Below are 18,356 nucleotides of genomic sequence, written 5' to 3'. Positions count from 1 at the left end.
ATCGCCGCGCGCGGGTCAGAGATCCAGGGAAGCGAGGTAGTCCTCGAAGACCGCGGCCTCGGGATAGGAGGTCTGGGTGCCGCGTCCGGTGACCGACAGCGCCGAATAGGCCACCGCCCGCTGCATGGCCTCATGTAGGCCCAGGCCCTGAACGCGGCCATGGGCGAAGCAGCCGATGAAGGCGTCCCCGGCGCCGGTGGTGTCGAGGGCCGCCACCCGCTGGCCAGGCAGGCTGAATTCGCCCTCCTCGCCCACGTAGAGCGCGCCCGCGGCGCCCAGGGTGACCACCACGTGCCGGATGCCGCGACCGGCCAATACCCGCGCCGCGGCGAAGGCGCTGTCGCGATCCGCCACCGGCAGGCCGCTGACCAGGGCCAGCTCGGTCTCGTTGGGGACGAAGTAGTCCAGCCGGGCGAGGTGCGCGGCGCTCAGGTCGGCCACCGCCGGCGCCGGATTGAGCAGCACCGGGATGCCCAGGCGCTGGCCGCAGTCGATGGCGGCATAGACGGTCTCCAGGGCGATCTCCAGTTGCAGCACGATCAACGCGCAGTCGCGCAGATCGGCTTCCGCGGCCTGGATGTCGGCCGGACCGAGGGCGGCGTTGGCGCCCTTCACGATGAGGATGCTGTTGTGCGAATCGGGCTGCACGAAGATCGGCGCCACCCCGCTGGAACGCCCGGGCGCGCGGGTCACGTGGCGGGTGTCGATGCCGAAGCGGCGGAAGTTGGCCAGGGTGTTGTCGGCGAAGAGGTCGTCGCCGACCTTGGTCACCATCAGCACCTCGCTGCCCAGCTTGGCCGCGGCGACCGCCTGGTTGGCGCCCTTGCCGCCACAGCCGAGGGCGAAGTCCGGCGCTTCGAGGGTCTCGCCCTGGACGGGCAATCGCTCGATATAGGTGATGAGATCGACCATATTGCTGCCGATGACCGCGATTTTGCCCATGCCGAACGCGCCTCCGTTTTTCTTGATGTTATTAAATTAACGGTTTTTGTTAATTTTCCATCATAGATACTGCAACTCGGGGCGCAGCTCAAGCGCCGGTGATCGTCCAGGGACGACACCGGGCCTGGCGAGCTCGAGGCTGGGCGCTGCGACACAGAAATGCGGGACGGGAAGGTCAAACGAGGGGGCAGTACGACAGCGGGAAGCGGCGCACCGGGGACCCGGTGCGCGCGGGGCGGATCAGTGGAAGAGTTCGGCGATGAACACGGCACCGATGAAGGTGCCGAAGCCGGCGGTCAGGGAGACCACCACGATGCGCCAGCCGAGGCGGCGGAAGGCCGGGATGTCCTTGGCGATGGACAGGCCGGCGAAGGCCAGCATCGGGGTGATCAGCGCCATGATGCCAACCGCGTTGTGGGCGGCGGTGATCTGCGGCGCCAGCGGGCACCAGGGCGAGGTCAGGAACATGGCCACCAGCGACACCCAGCACACCGCCGGCACCTTGCGGCGGAACAGCTGGCAGAGCAGCTCGCCGACGAAGGCGGCCAGGATCATCACCGCGACCCCCAGGAAGGCGGCCGGCGGCAGCGTCTTGCTCATCACCAGGGTCGCCAGCAGCGCCAGGGCGCCCGAGGCTAGCCAGGCACTGAAGCGGGCCGACCAGCCCAGCGCCACGGGTTCGTCCACCGCGGCGGCATCCACCGAACTCTGCTGGAAGGAGGCCTTGGTGGTGCGGCCGATGCGCGGCTCCATCACCCGGTAGCCCCAGACCGCCAGCGGCAGGGAGATGAACAGGGTGAAATAGGTGCCCAGGGTGATGGTGATCAGGTTGGCCGCGGCTGCCAGCGCCATGACCTCCTTGGCCACCTCGGGAGTCTGCTGGGCGGCGATGGCCCCGGCTGCGGCGGCCATGATGCTGCCCGAGCCGATGCCGGCGCCCATGGCCAGCGAATAGGGGTGGAAGATGTTCAGACTGGCGATGAAGCCGGCGACGATGGCCATGAACACCGCGCCGAACAGGGTACCGGTGAGGTATTCGGCGAGCACGCCGCGGCCTTCCGGGGAATCCATGCCGTAGCGTTCACCGATGATCGCGAGGCTCGGTTCGCGCCCTACCGAGAAGGTCGCGCCGATGGCCTCGCGCTTGATGCCCAGCAGCAGGGCCACCGGCAAGCCGAGCAGGATGGTGCCGACGAAATGGCCCAGCTCCTGGAAGGCCAGCGCCCAGCCGGCGGCGATCACCGTGGGCAATGAGCCCCCCACCACCAGTCCGAGCTTGGCGATGAACACCAGCAAGGCGTATTGCAGGATGGCTGCCGAGCGTACCTGGGCGCCGCGATCAATGCCCAGCCCCAGCGGCATGCGCTTGCCCACCAGGCCAACGGCCGCGCCCAGCAGCAATGCCCAGATCATCGGCAGCAGCACCACCTTGCCCGGCCCCAGCGGAATGGTGATGGAGCCGATCAGCTCGGCGACCAGCAGCACCAGAGCTGCCCAGATATAGAGTTTGACGGTATCGCTGACGGCTCGGTCCTGGCCTACGGCCAGCGTCGGATTGGCGCTCATTCTTCCCCCTGCGGCCCGCTCGCGGGCTCGGTTGTAGGTATGGTTGGCAGTCGCGAGCGGCGAGGCTCGCTGGGCAGAAACGAAGGCTCCGCAAGGGAGCGACCCGGTCGTTCTGGGAGCCTGGTCGAGGGCGCTCATCCAGCTCGCCTCGGCGGAAAATCGGGAAAACACTGTTTCCACGAAAATTTTCCACATGCGGTAAACCAGTATGGCGCCGAACTCGTCCAGGCCGGGGCGGCCGTGGTCTAGTGTGGTGTTTCAGAAGTTCGCGCAAGAATTGGCGAGTGATTTTTTGGTCCTGGCCAGGCGCCGCGACGAGTCATAGCAGGGCTATGGCGAGGAGTGGCAACGCCGTCAGGGCCGAAAAAGCGCCGCCAAAATTGTGCAGGTAACTTCTGAAACGCCACACTAGGGCCCGAGTATGGACAGCGCCCTGTTCTCTCTCCAATACTGGAAATGGCCTTTTCCGTTGCCTTTACGAGAACACACGGATGCGTGGAATTCACGAACAACGCTTGCACTACTTCGTCGAGGCGGTGCGGCTGGGCAGCGTGCGCGCCGCCGCCGACGCCCTGGACATCGCCCCGTCCGCGGTCAGCCGGCAGATCGCCCAGGTCGAGGCGGAACTGGGCGTCGATCTGATCGAGCGCCACCGCCGCGGCATCACCCCGACCGAGGCCGGGCGCCTGGTGCTGGATTACTTCCGCCAGCGTCAGACCCAGCTCGACGGGCTGAGAGACGCCATCGCCGATCTTCAGGGACTGCGCACCGGCCGCGTGGTGCTGGCCATCGGCGAAGGCTTCATCGGCGACCTGTCGCGCAGCCTGGGCGACTTTTCCGCGCGGCATCCGGAGATCGAGGTCAGGGTCAACGTGGTGGGCACCAACGAGGTGATTCGCCAGGTGATGGAAGACGAGGCGCAACTGGGGCTGGTGTTCAATCCGCCGCGCGATCCGCACCTGCGCGTGCATGGCAGTCGCGGGCAGCCGCTCTATGCCATGGTCGCGCCGGAGCATCCGCTGGCCGCGACCCAGGGCCCCGTGACCCTGGCCGCGCTGGGCGAGCACCGCCTGGCGCTGCCGGACATCTCCTACGGCATCCGCCAGATGCTCGACGCCGTGGAACAGGCCGCAGGCCAGCGTCTGGCGCCGACCCTGACCTGCAACACCTTTGCCCTGCTCAAGCACTATGCCCAGCAGGGCGGCGTCACGCTCCTGCCGCTGTTCGCCGCGACCCAGGAACTGGACAGCGGCGCCTTGCGCGCCCTGCCCCTGGCCGATCCCGGGTTCGCCCGTGCCCACGTCGAACTGGTCACCCGCCTGGGCCGCAAGCTCAGCCGCGCCGCGGACGAGTTGCGGACCGGCCTGGTGCAGCAGATGACCGCCTTTCGCTGAGCGTCGGCGGCACTCGCTGCCAGGGGCTTAAACCGGCAACTCCTGGCGCACCAGCTCGGCCCACAACCGTACCGCCGGCTCGATGATGGCGTCGTTGAAGTCATAGGCCGGGTTGTGCAGCGGCGCCGAGGGCTGGGCGCCGTCGACCCCCAGCCAGAGATAGGCCCCGGGACGCGCCGCCAGCATGAAGGCGAAGTCCTCGGAGGCCATGGACGGGGGTACGCCGTCGCTGACCCGCTCGGCACCAAAGGCCTTTACCGCCGCCTCACGCACCCGTGCCGCCTGGGCCGGATGGTTCTGGGTCACCGGATAGCCGCGGGTGAATTCCAGTTCGCCGCGCACGCCCTGGGCCAGCGGCGCCTGGGCGACGATCTCGCCGATCAGCCGCTCCACCTCGGCGCGCACCGCGCTGTCCAGGCAGCGCACCGTGCCCCGCAGCCGCGCCACTTCGGGAATGACGTTGATCGCCTCCCCCGCCTCCATCATGGTCACGCTGACCACCGCCGACGCCAGCGGCGAGATCCGCCGGGCGACGATGGTCTGCAGCTGCAGGATCAGGTCCGCCGCGGCGACGATGGGATCGCGGCCGCGCTCGGGCATGGCCGCGTGGCAGCCCTTGCCGGTCAGGGTGATGGCGAAGGTGTCCAGCGAAGCCATCATGGCACCCGGATTGACCACCACCTGGCCGGCCGGCAGCCCCGGCCAGTTGTGCAGGCCGTAGATGGCGTCCATCGGAAACCGTTCGAACAGGCCGTCTTCGATCATCTTCTGGGCGCCGCCGAGATTCTCTTCGGCGGGCTGGAAGACGAAATAAAGGGTGCCGCGGAAGTCGCGGTTCTCGCTCAGGTAACGCGCGGTGGCCAGCAGGATGGCGGTGTGGCCGTCGTGGCCGCAGGCGTGCATGCGCCCGGCGGCGGTGGAACGGTGGGGAACGTCCCCCACCTCCTGCATCGGCAGGGCGTCCATGTCGGCGCGCAGCCCCAGGCTCGGGCCCTCGCCATGGCGCAACACCCCGACCACGCCGGTGCCGCCGAGGCCACGATGGACCTCCAGGCCGAAGCCTTCCAGCAATTCGGCCACTCGCGCCGCGGTGCGGTGCTCGGCGAAACCCAGTTCGGGATGGGCGTGGAAATCGCGACGCCAGCTACGGGCGTCGTCCAGCAGCGCTTGATGAATGGTCATGGGTTACTCCAGGCTGGCGCCGTAGCCGAAGCCGGCGGCGGGGACGGCGGCGGTTTCCACCCAGACGCTCTTCACCTCGCTGTATTCGCGCAGGGCGTCGAGGCCGGAGGAGCGACCGTAGCCGCTCTCGCCATAGCCGCCGAAGGGCGAGCTGACGTGGATGGTCTTGTAGCCGTTGACCCAGAAGGTGCCGGCGCGCACGCCCCGGGCCACCCGATGGGCACGCCCGACATCGCGGGTCCAGACCGCGCCGGCCAGGCCGAAGCGGCTGTCGTTGGCGATGCGGATGGCGTCGGCCTCGTCCTTGAAGGGAATGGCCACCACCACCGGCCCGAAGATCTCTTCCTGGGCGCAGGCCAGGCCATTGTGACCGGCCAGCACCGTGGGATTGACGTAGTAGCCGGTCCCGGCGGGCAGCGGTTCGACGCCATTGACGACATGCCGCGCGCCCTCGCCCAGGGCCCCTTCCACCAGGGTGCGCACATGGGCGAATTGCTTGGCGTTGTGGATCGGACCGATCTGGGTCTCGGGATCGCTCGGGTCACCCACCTTGAACTGGCTGGCGGCGCGGGCCACCGCCTGGATGAAGCGCTCGTAGATGGATTCCTGCACCAGCAACCGCGAGCCGGAAACGCAACTCTGGCCGGCGCCGGAAAAGATCGCCGCCTGGGCGCCGCGCACGGCCAGGTCCAGGTCGGCGTCTTCGAAGACGATGTTGGCCGACTTGCCACCCAGCTCCAGCACCACCGGGATGCAGCGCTGGGCCGCGGCGGCGGCGATGTGCCGGCCGGTGGCCGGCGAGCCGACGAAGACTACCTTGCGGATGTCGGCGTGGGCGATCACCTGCTGGCCGACGGTATGGCCCTGGCCGGCGAGGACGTTGACCAGGCCCTTGGGCGCACCGGCGCGTTCCACCAGCACGCCGAGCAGCAGCGAGGTCACCGGGGTCAGTTCGGAGGGCTTGAGGATCACCGCGTTGCCGGCGGTGATGGCCGGCGCGATCTGCCAGCCACCGGTGAAGATGGGCGCGTTCCAGGGGGTGATCTGCAGCACCGTGCCCAGGGGTTCGTAGGTCACGTAGTTGAGGTGGCTGGTGGGCACCGGGATGACTTCGCCGTGCAGCTTGTCGGCCCAGCCGGCGTAGTACTCGAACATCTCGGCGACCTTGAGCACCTCGACGCGGGCATCGCGGATCGGCTTGTTGGCGGTCTGGGACTCCAGCTGCGCCAAAACCTCGGCCTCCTCGCGGATCAGGGCGCCGACCTGGTAGATGATGCGCCCGCGCGCCTGGGCGGTGAGGGCGCGCCATTCCTCGCGCGCCCGGCGGGCGGCGGCATCGGCGCGCTCGACCACGGCCAGGTCGGCGTCGGGGTAGCTGTAGGCGGGACTGTCGTCATGGGCGTTGCGCACGGTGATCCGCTCGCCGCTGCCGTCGACGAACTCGCCGTCCACGAAGCTGGCGACCTGCTGGCGGTCGCCCCAGAAGGGCTTGAGCAATTCCAGTGTCTTGGCGTTCATCATGATCATTCCCCCTTGCCGAACAGGTCTTCGCTGGTGCGTCGCGCGATGGCGCAGAAATCCTCGCCATCGGCCAGGGTCTCGACGCTGGCCTTCCAGGCCTGGGCCGTGGCCGCGGCCAGCGGCAGGTCGAGGCCGAGTTCGGCGATGAGCTGCTGGGCCAGGCCCACGTCCTTGCGCATCAGGCCCATGGTGAAGCCGGAGTCGTAGGCCTTGTTCAGCACCCAGGTGGGGAACATGCCCTGGCTGGCGGCGCTGCGTCCGGAACCGGCGTTGATGCCTTCCAGCAGCTTTTCCGGAGCGACGCCGGCGCGGGCAGCCATGGTCACCGCCTCGGCGGTGGTGATCAGGTGCGCCGCGGCGAGCAGGTTGTTGGCGATCTTGGCGATGTTGCCAGCGCCCACGGCGCCGATGTGCACCCGGGTCGCGCTCATGGCTTCCAGCGCCGGCAGCGCCTTGGCCAGGGCCGCCTCGCTGCCGCCGATGACCATGGTCATGGTGCCGGCCGCGGCACCGGCGGGGCCGCCGGAGACCGGGGCATCGAGGAAATCGGCGCCGACCTCGGCAAAGGCCGCCGCCACCCGGCGACTGGTCTCGGGGGTGGAGGTGGTGGTGTCGACCACCACTGTGCCCGGTCGCACGCGGCTGACCAGGCCCGCCTCGCCCAGGCACACGGCTTCGACGTGCTCGGCCTTGGGCAGCGACAGCACGATGACGTCGCTGCTGGCGGCCAGGGCCGCCAGGTCGCCGGCGATGGCCACGCCCTGGGCGGCGACCCGCTCGCAGGCGGCGCTGGAGGGATCCAGACCGGTGACGGCCACGCCCTTGCGCGCCAGGGTGATCGCCATGTTGCCGCCCATGTTGCCGAGTCCGATGACCCCGACCTGCCTGCCCATGCCTTGTTCCTCTTCTTCGAATGGGTGGTGACCGACCCGCTGGCCGGCCCCTTGGCGATCGAGTATGGGAGGCCCCAGGCATCACCACCAATACGGCATTTGGACTTTCATGTTGCGCAAAAGGCAACGGCTAAATCGGGCACCAGTAATGTGCAAAGGCGCAACCGGAGGGCACGGCCCGGCCCCAGGCTGGTGCAAGACAACTGACCGTAAGGCCGCTACTGACGGCAAGGCGCCAGCTGCCATGCACCTTGTCGACGGCTGGCACAGTTCCTGAAAAGCGCCCCAATGGGTCAGCTGACCAGCCCAACAACAGCGCACGTTCGCTCAGGAGCCTTTCGCATGAAGCGCCGCCCCCTACTGAAGACCACTCTTGCCGCCTCCGCCCTGCTCATGAGCGGTATGTTTCCCTGGAGCGCCGCCCAGGCCGCGGACACCATCAAGGTCGGCATCCTGCATTCGCTGTCCGGCACCATGGCCATCTCCGAGACCTCGCTCAAGGACATGGCGCTGATGACCATCGACGAGATCAATGCCAAGGGCGGGGTACTGGGCAAGAAGCTGGAACCCGTGGTGGTGGATCCGGCCTCCAACTGGCCGCTGTTCGCCGAGAAGGCGCGCCAGCTGGTGACCCAGGACAAGGTCGCGGTCACCTTCGGCTGCTGGACTTCGGTCTCGCGCAAATCGGTCCTGCCGGTCTATGAAGAACTCAACGGCCTGCTGTTCTACCCGGTGCAGTACGAAGGCGAAGAGATGTCGCCCAACGTCTTCTACACCGGCGCAGCGCCGAACCAGCAGGCCATCCCGGCGGTGGAATACCTGATGAGCGAAGAAGGCGGCGGCGCCAAGCGCTTCTTCCTGCTGGGCACCGACTACGTCTATCCGCGCACCACCAACAAGATTCTCAGGTCCTTCCTGCACAGCAAGGGCGTGCAGGACAAGGACATCGAAGAGGTCTACACCCCCTTCGGCCACAGCGATTACCAGACCATCGTCGCCAACATCAAAAAGTTCTCCGCCGGCGGCAAGACCGCGGTGGTCTCCACCATCAACGGCGACTCCAACGTGCCCTTCTACAAGGAACTGGGCAACCAGGGCCTGAAGGCCACCGACGTGCCGGTGGTGGCCTTCTCGGTCGGCGAGGAAGAACTGCGCGGCATCGACACCAAGCCGCTGGTGGGCCAGCTGGCCGCCTGGAACTACTTCGAGTCGCTGGATAACCCGGTGAACAAGAAGTTCGTCGAGGCCTGGAAGGCCTACGCCAAGGCCAAGAACCTGCCCAACTACCAGACCGCCGTGACCAACGACCCCATGGAAGCCACCTACATCGGCATCCACATGTGGGCCCAGGCGGTGGAAAAGGCCGGCAGCACCGACGTCGACAAGGTGCGCAAGGCCATGGCCGGCCAGACCTTCGCCGCGCCGGACGGCTACACGGTGAAGATGGACGAGAAGAACCACCACCTGCACAAGCCGGTGATGATCGGCGAGGTCCAGGACGACGGTCAGTTCAACGTCGTCTGGCAGACCGAGGGCCCGGTCCGCGCCCAGCCCTGGAGCCCCTACATCCCCGGCAACGACAAGAAGTCCGACGAACCGGTGAAGAGCGGCCAGTAACGGCCAGCCTTCACTCCCGGCCCCTCACTCCGAGGGAGAGGGGAGCAAAACGCTGCTCAGCTTGTAGCTCTTGCCCCCTCTCCCCAGGGGAGAGGGTTGGGGTGAGGGGCAAGAGACGCTCCAAGGCCATCAGCTCTTCCCCCTCTCCCACTGGGAGAGGGCTAGGGTGAGGGCCCGCCAGAGCCTCCGGCCCGATCGGAAGCCCGGCACCAGAAACGAGGCCACGCCCGCCCTCCCCCGGGAGACGCCGTGCGGGAGCCTTTACCCACCCACGAGGCCGAGTATGTCCCTACGCCTTTTTCTACTGCCCCTGCTGTTGCTGCTCATGGGCACCGCCCAGGCCGGCCCCGCCGCCGACCTGGCCGCCGCCAGCGCCAACGACCAGGCCAAACTCCTCCAGGACTGGGCCGCCGCGCCCGATCCCGCCCAGCTCCCGGTGCTCCAGGCACTGCAGGACGGCCGCTTCTATGTCGATGAAGACAAGCGGCCCTTCTACAAGACCGGCGACAGCTACAGCGCCGCCGAAGGCGACGCCACCCCTCCCACCGGCACACCCAAGCCGGTACGCCTGAACAACCGCCTGCGCATCCTCATCGGCGCTGCCCAGGCCAGCGGCGGGCTGCTGTCGCCCGATGCCAGCGTGCGCCTGGCCGCCGCCCAGGCCCTGCGCCAGGAGGCCAAGCCCGAGCAGCGTGCCTTCCTGGAAAAGCGCCTGCAGAGCGAAGCCGACAAGGACGTCAAAGGCGCCCTTACCGCAGCCCTGGCCAATCTGCAGCTGACCGATCCCGATCCCGCCGTGCGCCTGGCCGCGGTGCGGCTGCTCGGCGAATCCGGCGAGCCCCAGGCCAAGACCCGCCTGCAGGCCCTGCTCGATCCGGCCGTGGAAGCCAACGAAGACGTCCGCAAGGCCGCTGCCACCGGCCTTGCCCAGGTGGACCGCAAGCTGCTGCTGGGCGACCTGCTCGGCCAGGCCTTCACCGGGTTGTCGCTCGGCTCCATCCTGCTGCTGGCCGCTCTGGGTCTGGCCATCACCTATGGCCTGCTCGGCGTCATCAACATGGCCCACGGCGAGATGCTGATGCTCGGCGCCTACAGCACCTATGTGGTGCAGCTGACCCTGCAACGCCTGGCGCCCGAATGGCTGGCCTGGTACCCGCTGCTGGCACTGCCGGTGGCCTTCGCCGTCACCGCCGCCATCGGCATGGCGCTGGAGCGCACCGTGATCCGCCACCTCTATGGCCGCCCGCTGGAAACCCTGCTGGCCACCTGGGGCATCAGCCTGATGCTGATCCAGGCGGTGCGGGTGCTGTTTGGCGCCCAGAACGTCGAGGTGGCCAACCCGGCCTGGCTGTCCGGCGGCATCCAGGTGCTGCCCAACCTGCTCCTGCCGTGGAACCGGGTGATCATCCTCGGCTTCGTGGTCTTCGTGCTGATCCTCACCTGGACCCTGCTGAACAAGACCCGCCTGGGCCTCAACGTGCGCGCCGTGACCCAGAATCGCAACATGGCCGCCTGCTGCGGGGTACCGACGGGTCGCATCGACATGCTCGCCTTCGGCCTCGGTTCCGGCATCGCCGGCCTCGGCGGCGTGGCCCTGTCGCAGATCGGCAACGTCGGTCCGGACCTTGGCCAGAGCTACATCATCGACTCCTTCCTGGTGGTGGTGCTCGGCGGCGTCGGCCAACTGGCCGGCAGCGTGCTGGCGGCCTTCGGCCTGGGCATCGTCAACAAGATCCTCGAACCCCAGATCGGCGCCGTGCTGGGCAAGATTCTCATCCTCGGCCTGATCATCCTGTTCATCCAGAAGCGGCCCCAGGGCCTGTTCGCCCTCAAGGGGAGGGTCATCGATTGAACCAGCCACTCGCGCTTACCGCCGTGCAGAAGGCCGGCCCGCGCCTGAGCCTGGCCGTGCTCGGCCTGGCCCTCGCCGTGCTGATTGCCCTGCCGCTCTTGTCCCTGCTGCCGGCCGACAGCCCCTTCCAGGTCTCGGCCTACACCCTCACCCTGGTGGGCAAGATCCTCTGCTACGCCATCGTTGCCCTGGCGCTGGACCTGGTCTGGGGCTACGCCGGGATGCTCTCCCTCGGCCACGGGCTGTTCTTTGCCCTGGGCGGCTACGCCATGGGCATGTACCTGATGCGCCAGGCCGCCGGTGACGGTCTGCCGCCGTTCATGAGCTTTCTCTCCTGGACCCGCTATCCCTGGTTCTGGGCCGGCACCGACCATTTCCTCTGGGCGCTGTGCCTGGCGGTGCTGGCCCCCGGTCTGCTGGCCCTGGCGTTCGGCTTCTTCGCCTTCCGCTCGAAGATCAAGGGCGTCTACTTCTCGATCATGACCCAGGCGCTGACCTTTGCCGGCATGCTGCTGTTCTTTCGCAACGAGACCGGCTTCGGCGGCAACAACGGCTTCACCGGCTTCACCACCCTGTTGGGCTTTCCGGTAGCCGCCCAGGGCACCCGGGCGGTGCTCTTCCTGCTCACCGTGGCCCTGCTGGTGGCCAGTCTCTGGCTGGGCTGGCGCCTGGCGCAGAGCAAGTTCGGCCGCATCCTCACGGCGATCCGCGACGCCGAGAACCGGGTGACCTTCTGCGGCTACGATCCGCGCGGCTTCAAGCTGTTCGTCTGGGTGCTCTCGGCGGTGCTCTGCGGTCTGGCCGGGGCGCTCTACGTACCCCAGGTGGGCATCATCAACCCCAGCGAGATGGCCCCGACCAACTCCATCGAAGCGGCCATCTGGGTCGCCCTCGGCGGACGCGGCAGCCTGATCGGCCCGGTGCTCGGCGCCGGCATCGTCAACGGCGCCAAGAGCTGGTTCACGGTGGCCTTTCCCGAATACTGGCTGTTCTTTCTCGGCGCCCTGTTCATCGTCGTCACCCTCTATCTGCCGCGTGGCGTGATCGGCCTCATCAAGAAGGAGCGCGACGCATGAAAGCCGCCCCCATCCCCCCCACCGCCGCGGAAGTGCTCGATCCCGGCATCGGCGCCGAGGCCAGCGGTCTCGGCCATCGCGCCGGCACGGGCCTGGACACCCGCCACGGCACCATCCTCAGCCTGGAAGGCATCGAGGTCAGCTTCGATGGCTTCAAGGCCCTGCGCGAGCTCAATCTCTACATCGGCGTCGGCGAATTGCGCTGCATCATCGGCCCCAACGGCGCCGGCAAGACCACCATGATGGACGTCATCACCGGCAAGACCCGCCCCGACCGCGGCAGCGCCTGGTTCGGCGAAACCCTGGACCTCACCCGCCTGCAACCGGTGGAGATCGCCCAGGCCGGTATCGGTCGCAAATTCCAGAAGCCCACGGTGTTCGAGGCCCTGACGGTCTGGGAAAACCTGGAGCTGGCGCAACGGACCGACAAGTCGGTCTGGGCCAGCCTGCGCGCGCGGCTCTCCGGCGAACAGCGCGACCGCCTGGAAGAGGTGCTCACCACCATTCGCCTGCAGGAGTCGCGCGGGCGCACCGCCGGGCTGCTCTCCCACGGCCAGAAGCAGTTCCTCGAGATCGGCATGCTGCTGGTGCAGGAGCCGCAACTGCTGCTGCTCGACGAACCCGTGGCCGGCATGACCGACGCTGAGACCGAATTCACCGCCGAGCTGTTCAAGTCGCTGGTGCCCCGGCACTCGCTGATGGTGGTGGAGCACGACATGGGCTTCGTCGGCAGCATCGCCGACCACGTCACCGTGCTGCACCAGGGCCACGTCCTCGCCGAAGGCTCGCTGGACCAGGTCCAGGCCAACGAACAGGTGATCGAGGTATATCTGGGGCGCTAGCGCGCGGTCGCGCCCCTGCCCGTAGGTTGGGTTGAGACGGCTCCACCGTCGAAGCCCAACACCGATACGGACCGGGAGCGTTGGGCTTCGCTCCGCTCAACCCAACCTACGTCGGCAGGCCACCCGGCCTGCCAGAGACCAGACAACCGGCCGAGGCCCCCATGCTCCAGGTCAACGAACTCCATCAGTACTACGGCGGCAGCCACATCCTCCGCGGCCTGTCCTTCGACGCCCCTATCGGCGAGGTCACCAGCCTGCTCGGCCGCAACGGCGTCGGCAAGACCACCCTGCTGCGCTGCCTCATGGGCCTGATCCCGGCCAAGCGCGGCAGCGTCACCTGGGAAGGCCAGGACATCACCAGTCGCAAGCCGCACCAGCGCGTGCAAGCCGGCATCGCCTACGTGCCCCAGGGCCGCGAGATCTTTCCACGCCTCACCGTCGAGGAAAATCTGCTCATGGGCCTGTCGCGCTTTCCCGCCCGGGAAGCCCGCGAGGTGCCCGAGTCCATCTACGAACTCTTCCCCGTGCTGCGGCAGATGCGCCAGCGCCGCGGCGGCGACCTCTCCGGCGGCCAGCAGCAGCAACTGGCCATCGGCCGCGCCCTGGCCAGCCGCCCGCGGCTGCTGATCCTCGACGAACCCACCGAAGGCATCCAGCCCTCGGTGATCAAGGAGATCGGCACCGTCATCGCCCACCTGGCCAAGCGCGGCGACATGGCCATCCTGCTGGTGGAGCAGTTCTACGACTTCGCCAGCGAACTGGCCGACGGCTATCTGGTGATGTCCCGTGGCGAGATCGTCCAGCGCGGTCGCGGCGCCGACATGGAGGCCGAAGGGGTGCGGGGACTGGTGGCGATCTGAGCCACCAGGGTCGATAATCGAACGCTTCCGCGGCCTGCCCGGCCGCCCGCCCGTTCGCCTCGATTGACGAAATTAACCGACTGGTACATTTTCTCTCCAGCACCGGGCAGCGCCTGCCCGGCAAGACCCCAAGAGAGAAGGCTGTCATGTCCTCCCGTCGCATCCTGGTCCTCAACGGACCCAACCTCAACCTGCTCGGCACCCGCGAACCCGCCACCTATGGCCACGAGACTCTGGCCGACGTCGCCCGGCTGTGTGCCGAGACCGCCGCCGCCGAGGGGTACGAGGTGGATTTCCGCCAGACCAACCACGAAGGCGAATTGCTCGACTGGATCCACGCGGCCCGCGGCGCCTATGCCGGGGTGGTGATCAATCCCGCCGCCTGGACCCACACCTCGGTGGCCCTGCGCGACGCCCTGGTGGCCAGCGAGCTGCCGGTCTACGAGGTGCACCTGTCCAACGTGCATCGCCGCGAAGCCTTCCGTCACCATTCCTATGTCTCGGGCATTGCCGTCGGCGTCATCTGCGGCCTCGGCAGCCAGGGGTATCGCGCCGCCATCAGCGCCCTCATCGCCCACCAGGGAAACTAATGCCATGACCGCACCCAACTCCGTTCTCGCCGGCCTCATCGGCGCCGGCATCCAGGCTTCGCTGACGCCCGCCATGCACGAACGCGAAGGCGACGCCCAGGGCCTCAGATACCTCTACCGCCTGATCGACCTGGACGTGCTCGGCCTCACCGCCGACGCCCTGCCCGAGCTGCTGCAGGCGGCTCAGCGCACCGGCTTCACCGGTCTCAACATCACCTTTCCCTGCAAGCAGGCGATCATCCCGTTGCTCGACGACCTTTCCCCCGAGGCGCGCGGCATCGGCGCGGTGAACACCGTGGTGCTGGCCGACGGCCGCACCGTGGGCCACAACACCGACTGCCTGGGCTTCGCCGAAGGCTTTCGCCGTGGCCTGCCGGACGTGGCCAAGCGGCTGGTAGTGCAGTTGGGCGCCGGCGGCGCCGGCAGCGCCGTGGCCCACGCCCTGCTCGCCGAGGGCGTCGACCAGTTGTTCATCTTCGACGTCGAGGCCGAACGGGCCCAGGCGCTGGTGGACAACCTGACCCGCCACTTCGGTCCCGGGCGCGCCGCGGTCGGCACCGACCGGGCCGCTGCGGTCGCCGCCGCCGATGGCCTGGTCAACACCTCGCCGGTGGGCATGGCCAAGCTGCCCGGCATGCCACTGCCGGCCGAGTTGCTGCATCCCGGCTTGTGGGTCGCCGAGATCATCTACTTCCCGCTGGAAACCGAACTGCTGCGCCAGGCCCGCGCCCTCGGTTGCCGCACCCTGGATGGCGGCACCATGGCCGTGTTCCAGGCGGTCAAGGCCTTCGAACTCTTCAGCGGCCGCAGCGCCGACGCCGAACGCATGCAGGCCCACTTCGCCGAATTGCGCGGCTGATAGCGCGTTTGATCGCGGCCATGGGCCGCTCCTACAGGCTCCGATATGCCCCGTAGGAGCGGCCCATGGCCGCGATAATTTCCGCGCAACCATCTACAGCCACACCGCATCCCAAAACGAATAATCACCCGCCCGCTTCACCAGCCCCGCCCTTAGCGGATTGGCGACGATGTACCGGGCCACCGCCTGCACATCCTCTTCGGCTCGTAGCGCATGGTCATGATAGGCCGGCGCCCACACAGCCCCTTTGGTATTGCGGATCGCATTGACCCGACGCGCGCTTGCCGACTTCAGGCGCAGGACCAACTCTTCCAGGCTGAAACACTCACCCAGCGAAACCAGCCAGTGAACGTGATCCGGCATCAACACCCAGGCAAGCAGCCTGGCGTCATCGAGCAAACGAGGGTCGTTGAAGGCACGAGCCGCCGTGCACGCCAAATGGAAATCGGCGAACAGTGCCTGACGTTCCACGGTCGTGGTGGTAAGGAGATACAGCTGGCCAGGCAGAGAAACCCGGCCCCTGCGTAGCGCCGCATGACGTGATGACATCGCTCGTCCTTGAGTGATGAAGACAATTCAAGATCTTAATCGCGGCCATGGCGGTCCGCCGATGCGGCCGCTCCTACAAAAGCATCGCTCTCTGTAGGAGCGGCCCATGGCCGCGATAGAGCCCTACCGCGGCATGTTCGGCTGGCGCCGCGACTTCTTGCGCGGACCGCCCTTGGCGTAGCCGGCGGCCTGGCCTTCCTGGCCCTTGTCCCAGGCCTTGCTGCCGTCGCTGGCGCGGGGCGGCAGGCCAGTGTGCTGGGTCAGGATGCGCCCAGCGCCGGTGCCGGCCTTCTTGCTGCCCACCGGGGTGGAATTCTTGCGTCGCGCGCTCTGGTAGCCGGCGTCGCCCACCGGCTGGGTGGCCGGGATCAGCTGGTGCTTGCCCGGCCCGATCAGGTCGGCACGGCCCATCTCCTTGAGCGCCTCGCGCAGCATCGGCCAGCCCTTGGGATCGTGGTAGCGCAGGAAGGCCTTGTGCAGGCGGCGCTGCTGGTCGCTCTTGACGATGGTCACGCCATCGCTCTTGTAGGTGACCTTGCGCAGCGGATTCTTGCCCGAGTGGTACATGGCCGTGGCGGTGGCCATCGGCGAGGGATAGAAGGCCTGCACCTGGTCCGCACGGAAGCCGTTGCGCTTGAGCCAGAGGGCGAGGTTCATCATGTCCTCGTCGGTGGTGCCCGGGTGCGCGGCGATGAAGTACGGGATCAGGTACTGCTCCTTGCCCGCCTCCTTGGTGTACTTCTCGAACATCTGCTTGAAGCGATCGTAGCTGCCGATGCCGGGCTTCATCATCTTGTCCAGCGGCCCGCGCTCGGTGTGCTCGGGCGCGATCTTCAGGTAGCCGCCGACATGGTGGGTGACCAGTTCCTTGACGTACTCGGGCGACTCCACGGCCAGGTCGTATCTCAGCCCCGAGGCGATCAGGATCTTCTTCACCCCCGGCAGCGCCCGCGCCTTGCGGTACAGCTCGATCAAGGAGGAGTGATCGGTGTTGAGGTTCTCGCAGATACCCGGGAAGACGCACGACGGCTTGCGGCAGTGGCGCTCGATCTCCGGATCCTTGCAGGCGATGCGGTACATGTTGGCGGTCGGCCCGCCCAGGTCCGAGACCACGCCGGTGAAGCCCGGCACCTTGTCGCGCATCTCCTCGATCTCGCGGATGATCGAGTCGTGGGAGCGATTCTGGATGATCCGGCCTTCGTGCTCGGTGATGGAGCAGAAGGTGCAGCCACCAAAGCAGCCGCGCATGATGTTCACCGAGAAACGGATCATCTCGTAGGCCGGGATCTTTTCCTTGCCATAGGCCGGGTGCGGCACGCGCGCATAGGGCATGCCGAACACGTAGTCCATTTCCTCGGTGGTCATGGGAATGGGCGGCGGCGTGAACCAGACGTCCACGTCGCCATGCCGCTGCACCAAAGCGCGAGCGTTGCCCGGGTTGGTTTCCAGGTGCAGCACGCGGTTGGCGTGGGCATAGAGCACCGGGTCGTTGCGCACCTTCTCGAAGGACGGCAGGCGGATCACCGTCTTGTCGCGGGTCATGCGCGGGCTTTCCAGCAGCTGCACCACCTTGGCTTCGTTGGGATCCTCGACCTCACCCTTGGCTTGCTCGATGGCGCAGGCCTCGGTGTCCTGGGTGTTCACATAGGGATTGATGATCTTGTCGACGCGACCGGGACGGTCGATGCGGGTCGAGTCGACCTCGAACCAGCCCTCGGGCGTATCGCGACGGATGAAGGCGGTGCCGCGCACATCGGTGATGGACTCGACGCGCTCGCCACGCGACAGGCGCTGGGCGATCTCCACCACCGCCCGCTCGGCGTTGCCATAGAGCAGGATGTCGGCGGTGGCGTCCATCAGGATCGAGCGGCGGACCTTGTCCTGCCAGTAGTCGTAGTGGGCGATCCGGCGCAGCGAGGCCTCGATGCCGCCGAGCACGATCGGCACGTGGCTGTAGGCCTCCTTGCAGCGCTGGCTGTAGACCAGGCTGGCGCGATCCGGTCGCTTGCCGGCGACGTTGCCCGGGGTATAGGCATCGTCGGAGCGGACCTTCTTGTCCGCGGTGTAGCGGTTGATCATGGAATCCATGTTGCCCGCGGCCACCCCGAAGAACAGATTCGGCTCGCCGAGCTTCATGAAGTCGTCCTTCGACTGCCAGTCCGGCTGGGCGATGATGCCCACGCGGAAGCCCTGGGCCTCCAGCAGCCGGCCGATGATGGCCATGCCAAAGGACGGGTGATCGACGTAGGCGTCCCCGGTAACGATGATGATGTCGCAGCTGTCCCAGCCGAGTTGCTCCATCTCCGCCCGACTCATGGGCAGGAAGGGTGCAGGACCAAAGCACTCGGCCCAGTATTTCGGATAGTCGAACAGCGGCGTGGCGGCTTGCATGGCAGCTTCCGGGAAAGGGGTGTTTTCAGGAGGGCGCGAAGAATAGCACAAAAAATGACCAGTTCAGCCCCCGGACATCGATTGCCTTTGGCTATCGACCGTGACTCTGGACCCGCCCTCACCCCAACCCTCGCCCCGAGGGAGAGGGAGCAAAAGCACCCCGCGCACCTACTCGTCCTCTTCTCTCTTGGGGAGAGGGAAGCCCATCGGCAATGCCCCTCA

Annotated in this window: 15 protein-coding genes; 8 read left to right on the top strand and 7 right to left on the bottom strand. The window is 67.5% G+C overall.

The genetic code is table 11. The annotated features are described in order from the left end of the window. Positions 1–15: 15 nt before the first annotated feature. Both rbsK and CFE50_RS02140 read right to left on the bottom strand, forming a co-directional pair. Positions 16–942: a ribokinase gene (gene rbsK / locus CFE50_RS02145; RefSeq protein WP_241809733.1), complete on the bottom strand. Its 927-nt coding sequence runs from the start codon at positions 940–942 to the stop codon at positions 16–18. A 240-nt stretch (positions 943–1,182) separates the two neighbouring features. Then, the gene (locus CFE50_RS02140; protein ID WP_286730625.1) at positions 1,183–2,508 is read right to left on the bottom strand and encodes a DUF3100 domain-containing protein; all 1,326 of its coding nucleotides are present in this window, start codon (positions 2,506–2,508) and stop codon (positions 1,183–1,185) included. 491 nt (positions 2,509–2,999) lie between these two features. Between CFE50_RS02140 and CFE50_RS02135 the strand changes: the two genes are divergently transcribed. Further along, positions 3,000–3,902 carry a LysR family transcriptional regulator gene (locus CFE50_RS02135; protein ID WP_183633907.1) on the top strand — a complete coding sequence of 301 codons (903 nt, stop codon included), beginning with the start codon at positions 3,000–3,002 and terminating at the stop codon, positions 3,900–3,902. A 27-nt stretch (positions 3,903–3,929) separates the two neighbouring features. On the opposite strand, the gene CFE50_RS02130 is transcribed toward CFE50_RS02135, so the two are convergent. From CFE50_RS02130 to CFE50_RS02120, 3 genes are read right to left on the bottom strand one after another with little or no spacing between them, the layout of a single operon-like run. Further along, complete coding sequence (locus CFE50_RS02130) at positions 3,930–5,084, bottom strand: M20 aminoacylase family protein (RefSeq protein WP_286730623.1); 1,155 nt, start codon at positions 5,082–5,084, stop codon at positions 3,930–3,932. 3 nt (positions 5,085–5,087) lie between these two features. Beyond that, positions 5,088–6,605 (bottom strand): aldehyde dehydrogenase family protein, encoded by a 1,518-nt coding sequence (locus tag CFE50_RS02125; RefSeq protein ID WP_286730621.1) that lies wholly within the window; start codon positions 6,603–6,605, stop codon positions 5,088–5,090. Between the two features lie 2 nt (positions 6,606–6,607). Then, on the bottom strand, positions 6,608–7,498 hold the full coding sequence (locus CFE50_RS02120) for an NAD(P)-dependent oxidoreductase (protein ID WP_286730619.1): 891 nt from the start codon (positions 7,496–7,498) through the stop codon (positions 6,608–6,610). Between the two features lie 342 nt (positions 7,499–7,840). Here CFE50_RS02120 and urtA point away from each other — a divergent pair, with 342 nt between their 5' ends. From urtA to CFE50_RS02085, 7 genes are all read left to right on the top strand, one after another. Next, the gene (urtA, locus tag CFE50_RS02115; protein WP_241809729.1) at positions 7,841–9,115 is read left to right on the top strand and encodes an urea ABC transporter substrate-binding protein; all 1,275 of its coding nucleotides are present in this window, start codon (positions 7,841–7,843) and stop codon (positions 9,113–9,115) included. Between the two features lie 283 nt (positions 9,116–9,398). Beyond that, positions 9,399–10,967 carry an urea ABC transporter permease subunit UrtB gene (gene urtB, locus CFE50_RS02110; RefSeq protein WP_286730617.1) on the top strand — a complete coding sequence of 523 codons (1,569 nt, stop codon included), beginning with the start codon at positions 9,399–9,401 and terminating at the stop codon, positions 10,965–10,967. After that, on the top strand, positions 10,964–12,043 hold the full coding sequence (gene urtC, locus CFE50_RS02105; RefSeq protein WP_286730615.1) for an urea ABC transporter permease subunit UrtC: 1,080 nt from the start codon (positions 10,964–10,966) through the stop codon (positions 12,041–12,043). Before urtB ends, urtC begins: the two co-directional genes overlap by 4 nt. After that, positions 12,040–12,885 (top strand): urea ABC transporter ATP-binding protein UrtD, encoded by an 846-nt coding sequence (urtD, locus tag CFE50_RS02100; protein WP_286730613.1) that lies wholly within the window; start codon positions 12,040–12,042, stop codon positions 12,883–12,885. The genes urtC and urtD overlap by 4 nt, the downstream gene beginning before the upstream one ends. A 161-nt stretch (positions 12,886–13,046) precedes the next feature. Further along, positions 13,047–13,745 carry an urea ABC transporter ATP-binding subunit UrtE gene (urtE, locus tag CFE50_RS02095; RefSeq protein WP_027598823.1) on the top strand — a complete coding sequence of 233 codons (699 nt, stop codon included), beginning with the start codon at positions 13,047–13,049 and terminating at the stop codon, positions 13,743–13,745. 146 nt (positions 13,746–13,891) lie between these two features. After that, positions 13,892–14,335, top strand: a complete 444-nt coding sequence (gene aroQ / locus CFE50_RS02090) for a type II 3-dehydroquinate dehydratase (protein WP_042137376.1) — start codon at positions 13,892–13,894, stop codon at positions 14,333–14,335. Between the two features lie 4 nt (positions 14,336–14,339). Continuing rightward, positions 14,340–15,194, top strand: a complete 855-nt coding sequence (locus CFE50_RS02085) for a shikimate dehydrogenase (RefSeq protein WP_278438544.1) — start codon at positions 14,340–14,342, stop codon at positions 15,192–15,194. A gap of 93 nt (positions 15,195–15,287) precedes the next feature. Here CFE50_RS02085 and CFE50_RS02080 read toward each other — a convergent pair whose 3' ends face one another. Beyond that, positions 15,288–15,743, bottom strand: coding sequence for an REP-associated tyrosine transposase (locus CFE50_RS02080; RefSeq protein WP_074584930.1), 456 nt, complete (start codon positions 15,741–15,743; stop codon positions 15,288–15,290). 123 nt (positions 15,744–15,866) lie between these two features. Further along, complete coding sequence (locus tag CFE50_RS02075) at positions 15,867–18,134, bottom strand: YgiQ family radical SAM protein (protein WP_145151727.1); 2,268 nt, start codon at positions 18,132–18,134, stop codon at positions 15,867–15,869. Between the last annotated feature and the right edge of the window lie 222 nt (positions 18,135–18,356).

The organism is Pseudomonas sp. PGPPP4 (assembly GCF_002256045.1).
GTDB classification, from domain to species: Bacteria; Pseudomonadota; Gammaproteobacteria; order Pseudomonadales; family Pseudomonadaceae; genus Chryseomonas; species Chryseomonas oryzihabitans.
This window is presented reverse-complemented; position numbering and strand designations above follow the sequence as displayed.

Bases quoted from the DNA above. Each gene is read 5' to 3' on its own strand.
- urtB (WP_286730617.1), top strand. From the start codon at position 9,399: ATGTCCCTACGCCTTTTTCTACTGCCCCTGCTGTTGCTGCTCATGGGC.
- rbsK (WP_241809733.1), bottom strand. From the start codon at position 942: ATGGGCAAAATCGCGGTCATCGGCAGCAATATGGTCGATCTCATCACC.
- urtD (WP_286730613.1), top strand. From the start codon at position 12,040: ATGAAAGCCGCCCCCATCCCCCCCACCGCCGCGGAAGTGCTCGATCCC.
- aroQ (WP_042137376.1), top strand. From the start codon at position 13,892: ATGTCCTCCCGTCGCATCCTGGTCCTCAACGGACCCAACCTCAACCTG.
- CFE50_RS02120 (WP_286730619.1), bottom strand. From the start codon at position 7,498: ATGGGCAGGCAGGTCGGGGTCATCGGACTCGGCAACATGGGCGGCAAC.
- CFE50_RS02085 (WP_278438544.1), top strand. From the start codon at position 14,340: ATGACCGCACCCAACTCCGTTCTCGCCGGCCTCATCGGCGCCGGCATC.
- CFE50_RS02130 (WP_286730623.1), bottom strand. From the start codon at position 5,084: ATGACCATTCATCAAGCGCTGCTGGACGACGCCCGTAGCTGGCGTCGC.
- CFE50_RS02140 (WP_286730625.1), bottom strand. From the start codon at position 2,508: ATGAGCGCCAATCCGACGCTGGCCGTAGGCCAGGACCGAGCCGTCAGC.
- CFE50_RS02080 (WP_074584930.1), bottom strand. From the start codon at position 15,743: ATGTCATCACGTCATGCGGCGCTACGCAGGGGCCGGGTTTCTCTGCCT.
- CFE50_RS02125 (WP_286730621.1), bottom strand. From the start codon at position 6,605: ATGATGAACGCCAAGACACTGGAATTGCTCAAGCCCTTCTGGGGCGAC.
- CFE50_RS02075 (WP_145151727.1), bottom strand. From the start codon at position 18,134: ATGCAAGCCGCCACGCCGCTGTTCGACTATCCGAAATACTGGGCCGAG.
- urtE (WP_027598823.1), top strand. From the start codon at position 13,047: ATGCTCCAGGTCAACGAACTCCATCAGTACTACGGCGGCAGCCACATC.
- CFE50_RS02135 (WP_183633907.1), top strand. From the start codon at position 3,000: ATGCGTGGAATTCACGAACAACGCTTGCACTACTTCGTCGAGGCGGTG.
- urtA (WP_241809729.1), top strand. From the start codon at position 7,841: ATGAAGCGCCGCCCCCTACTGAAGACCACTCTTGCCGCCTCCGCCCTG.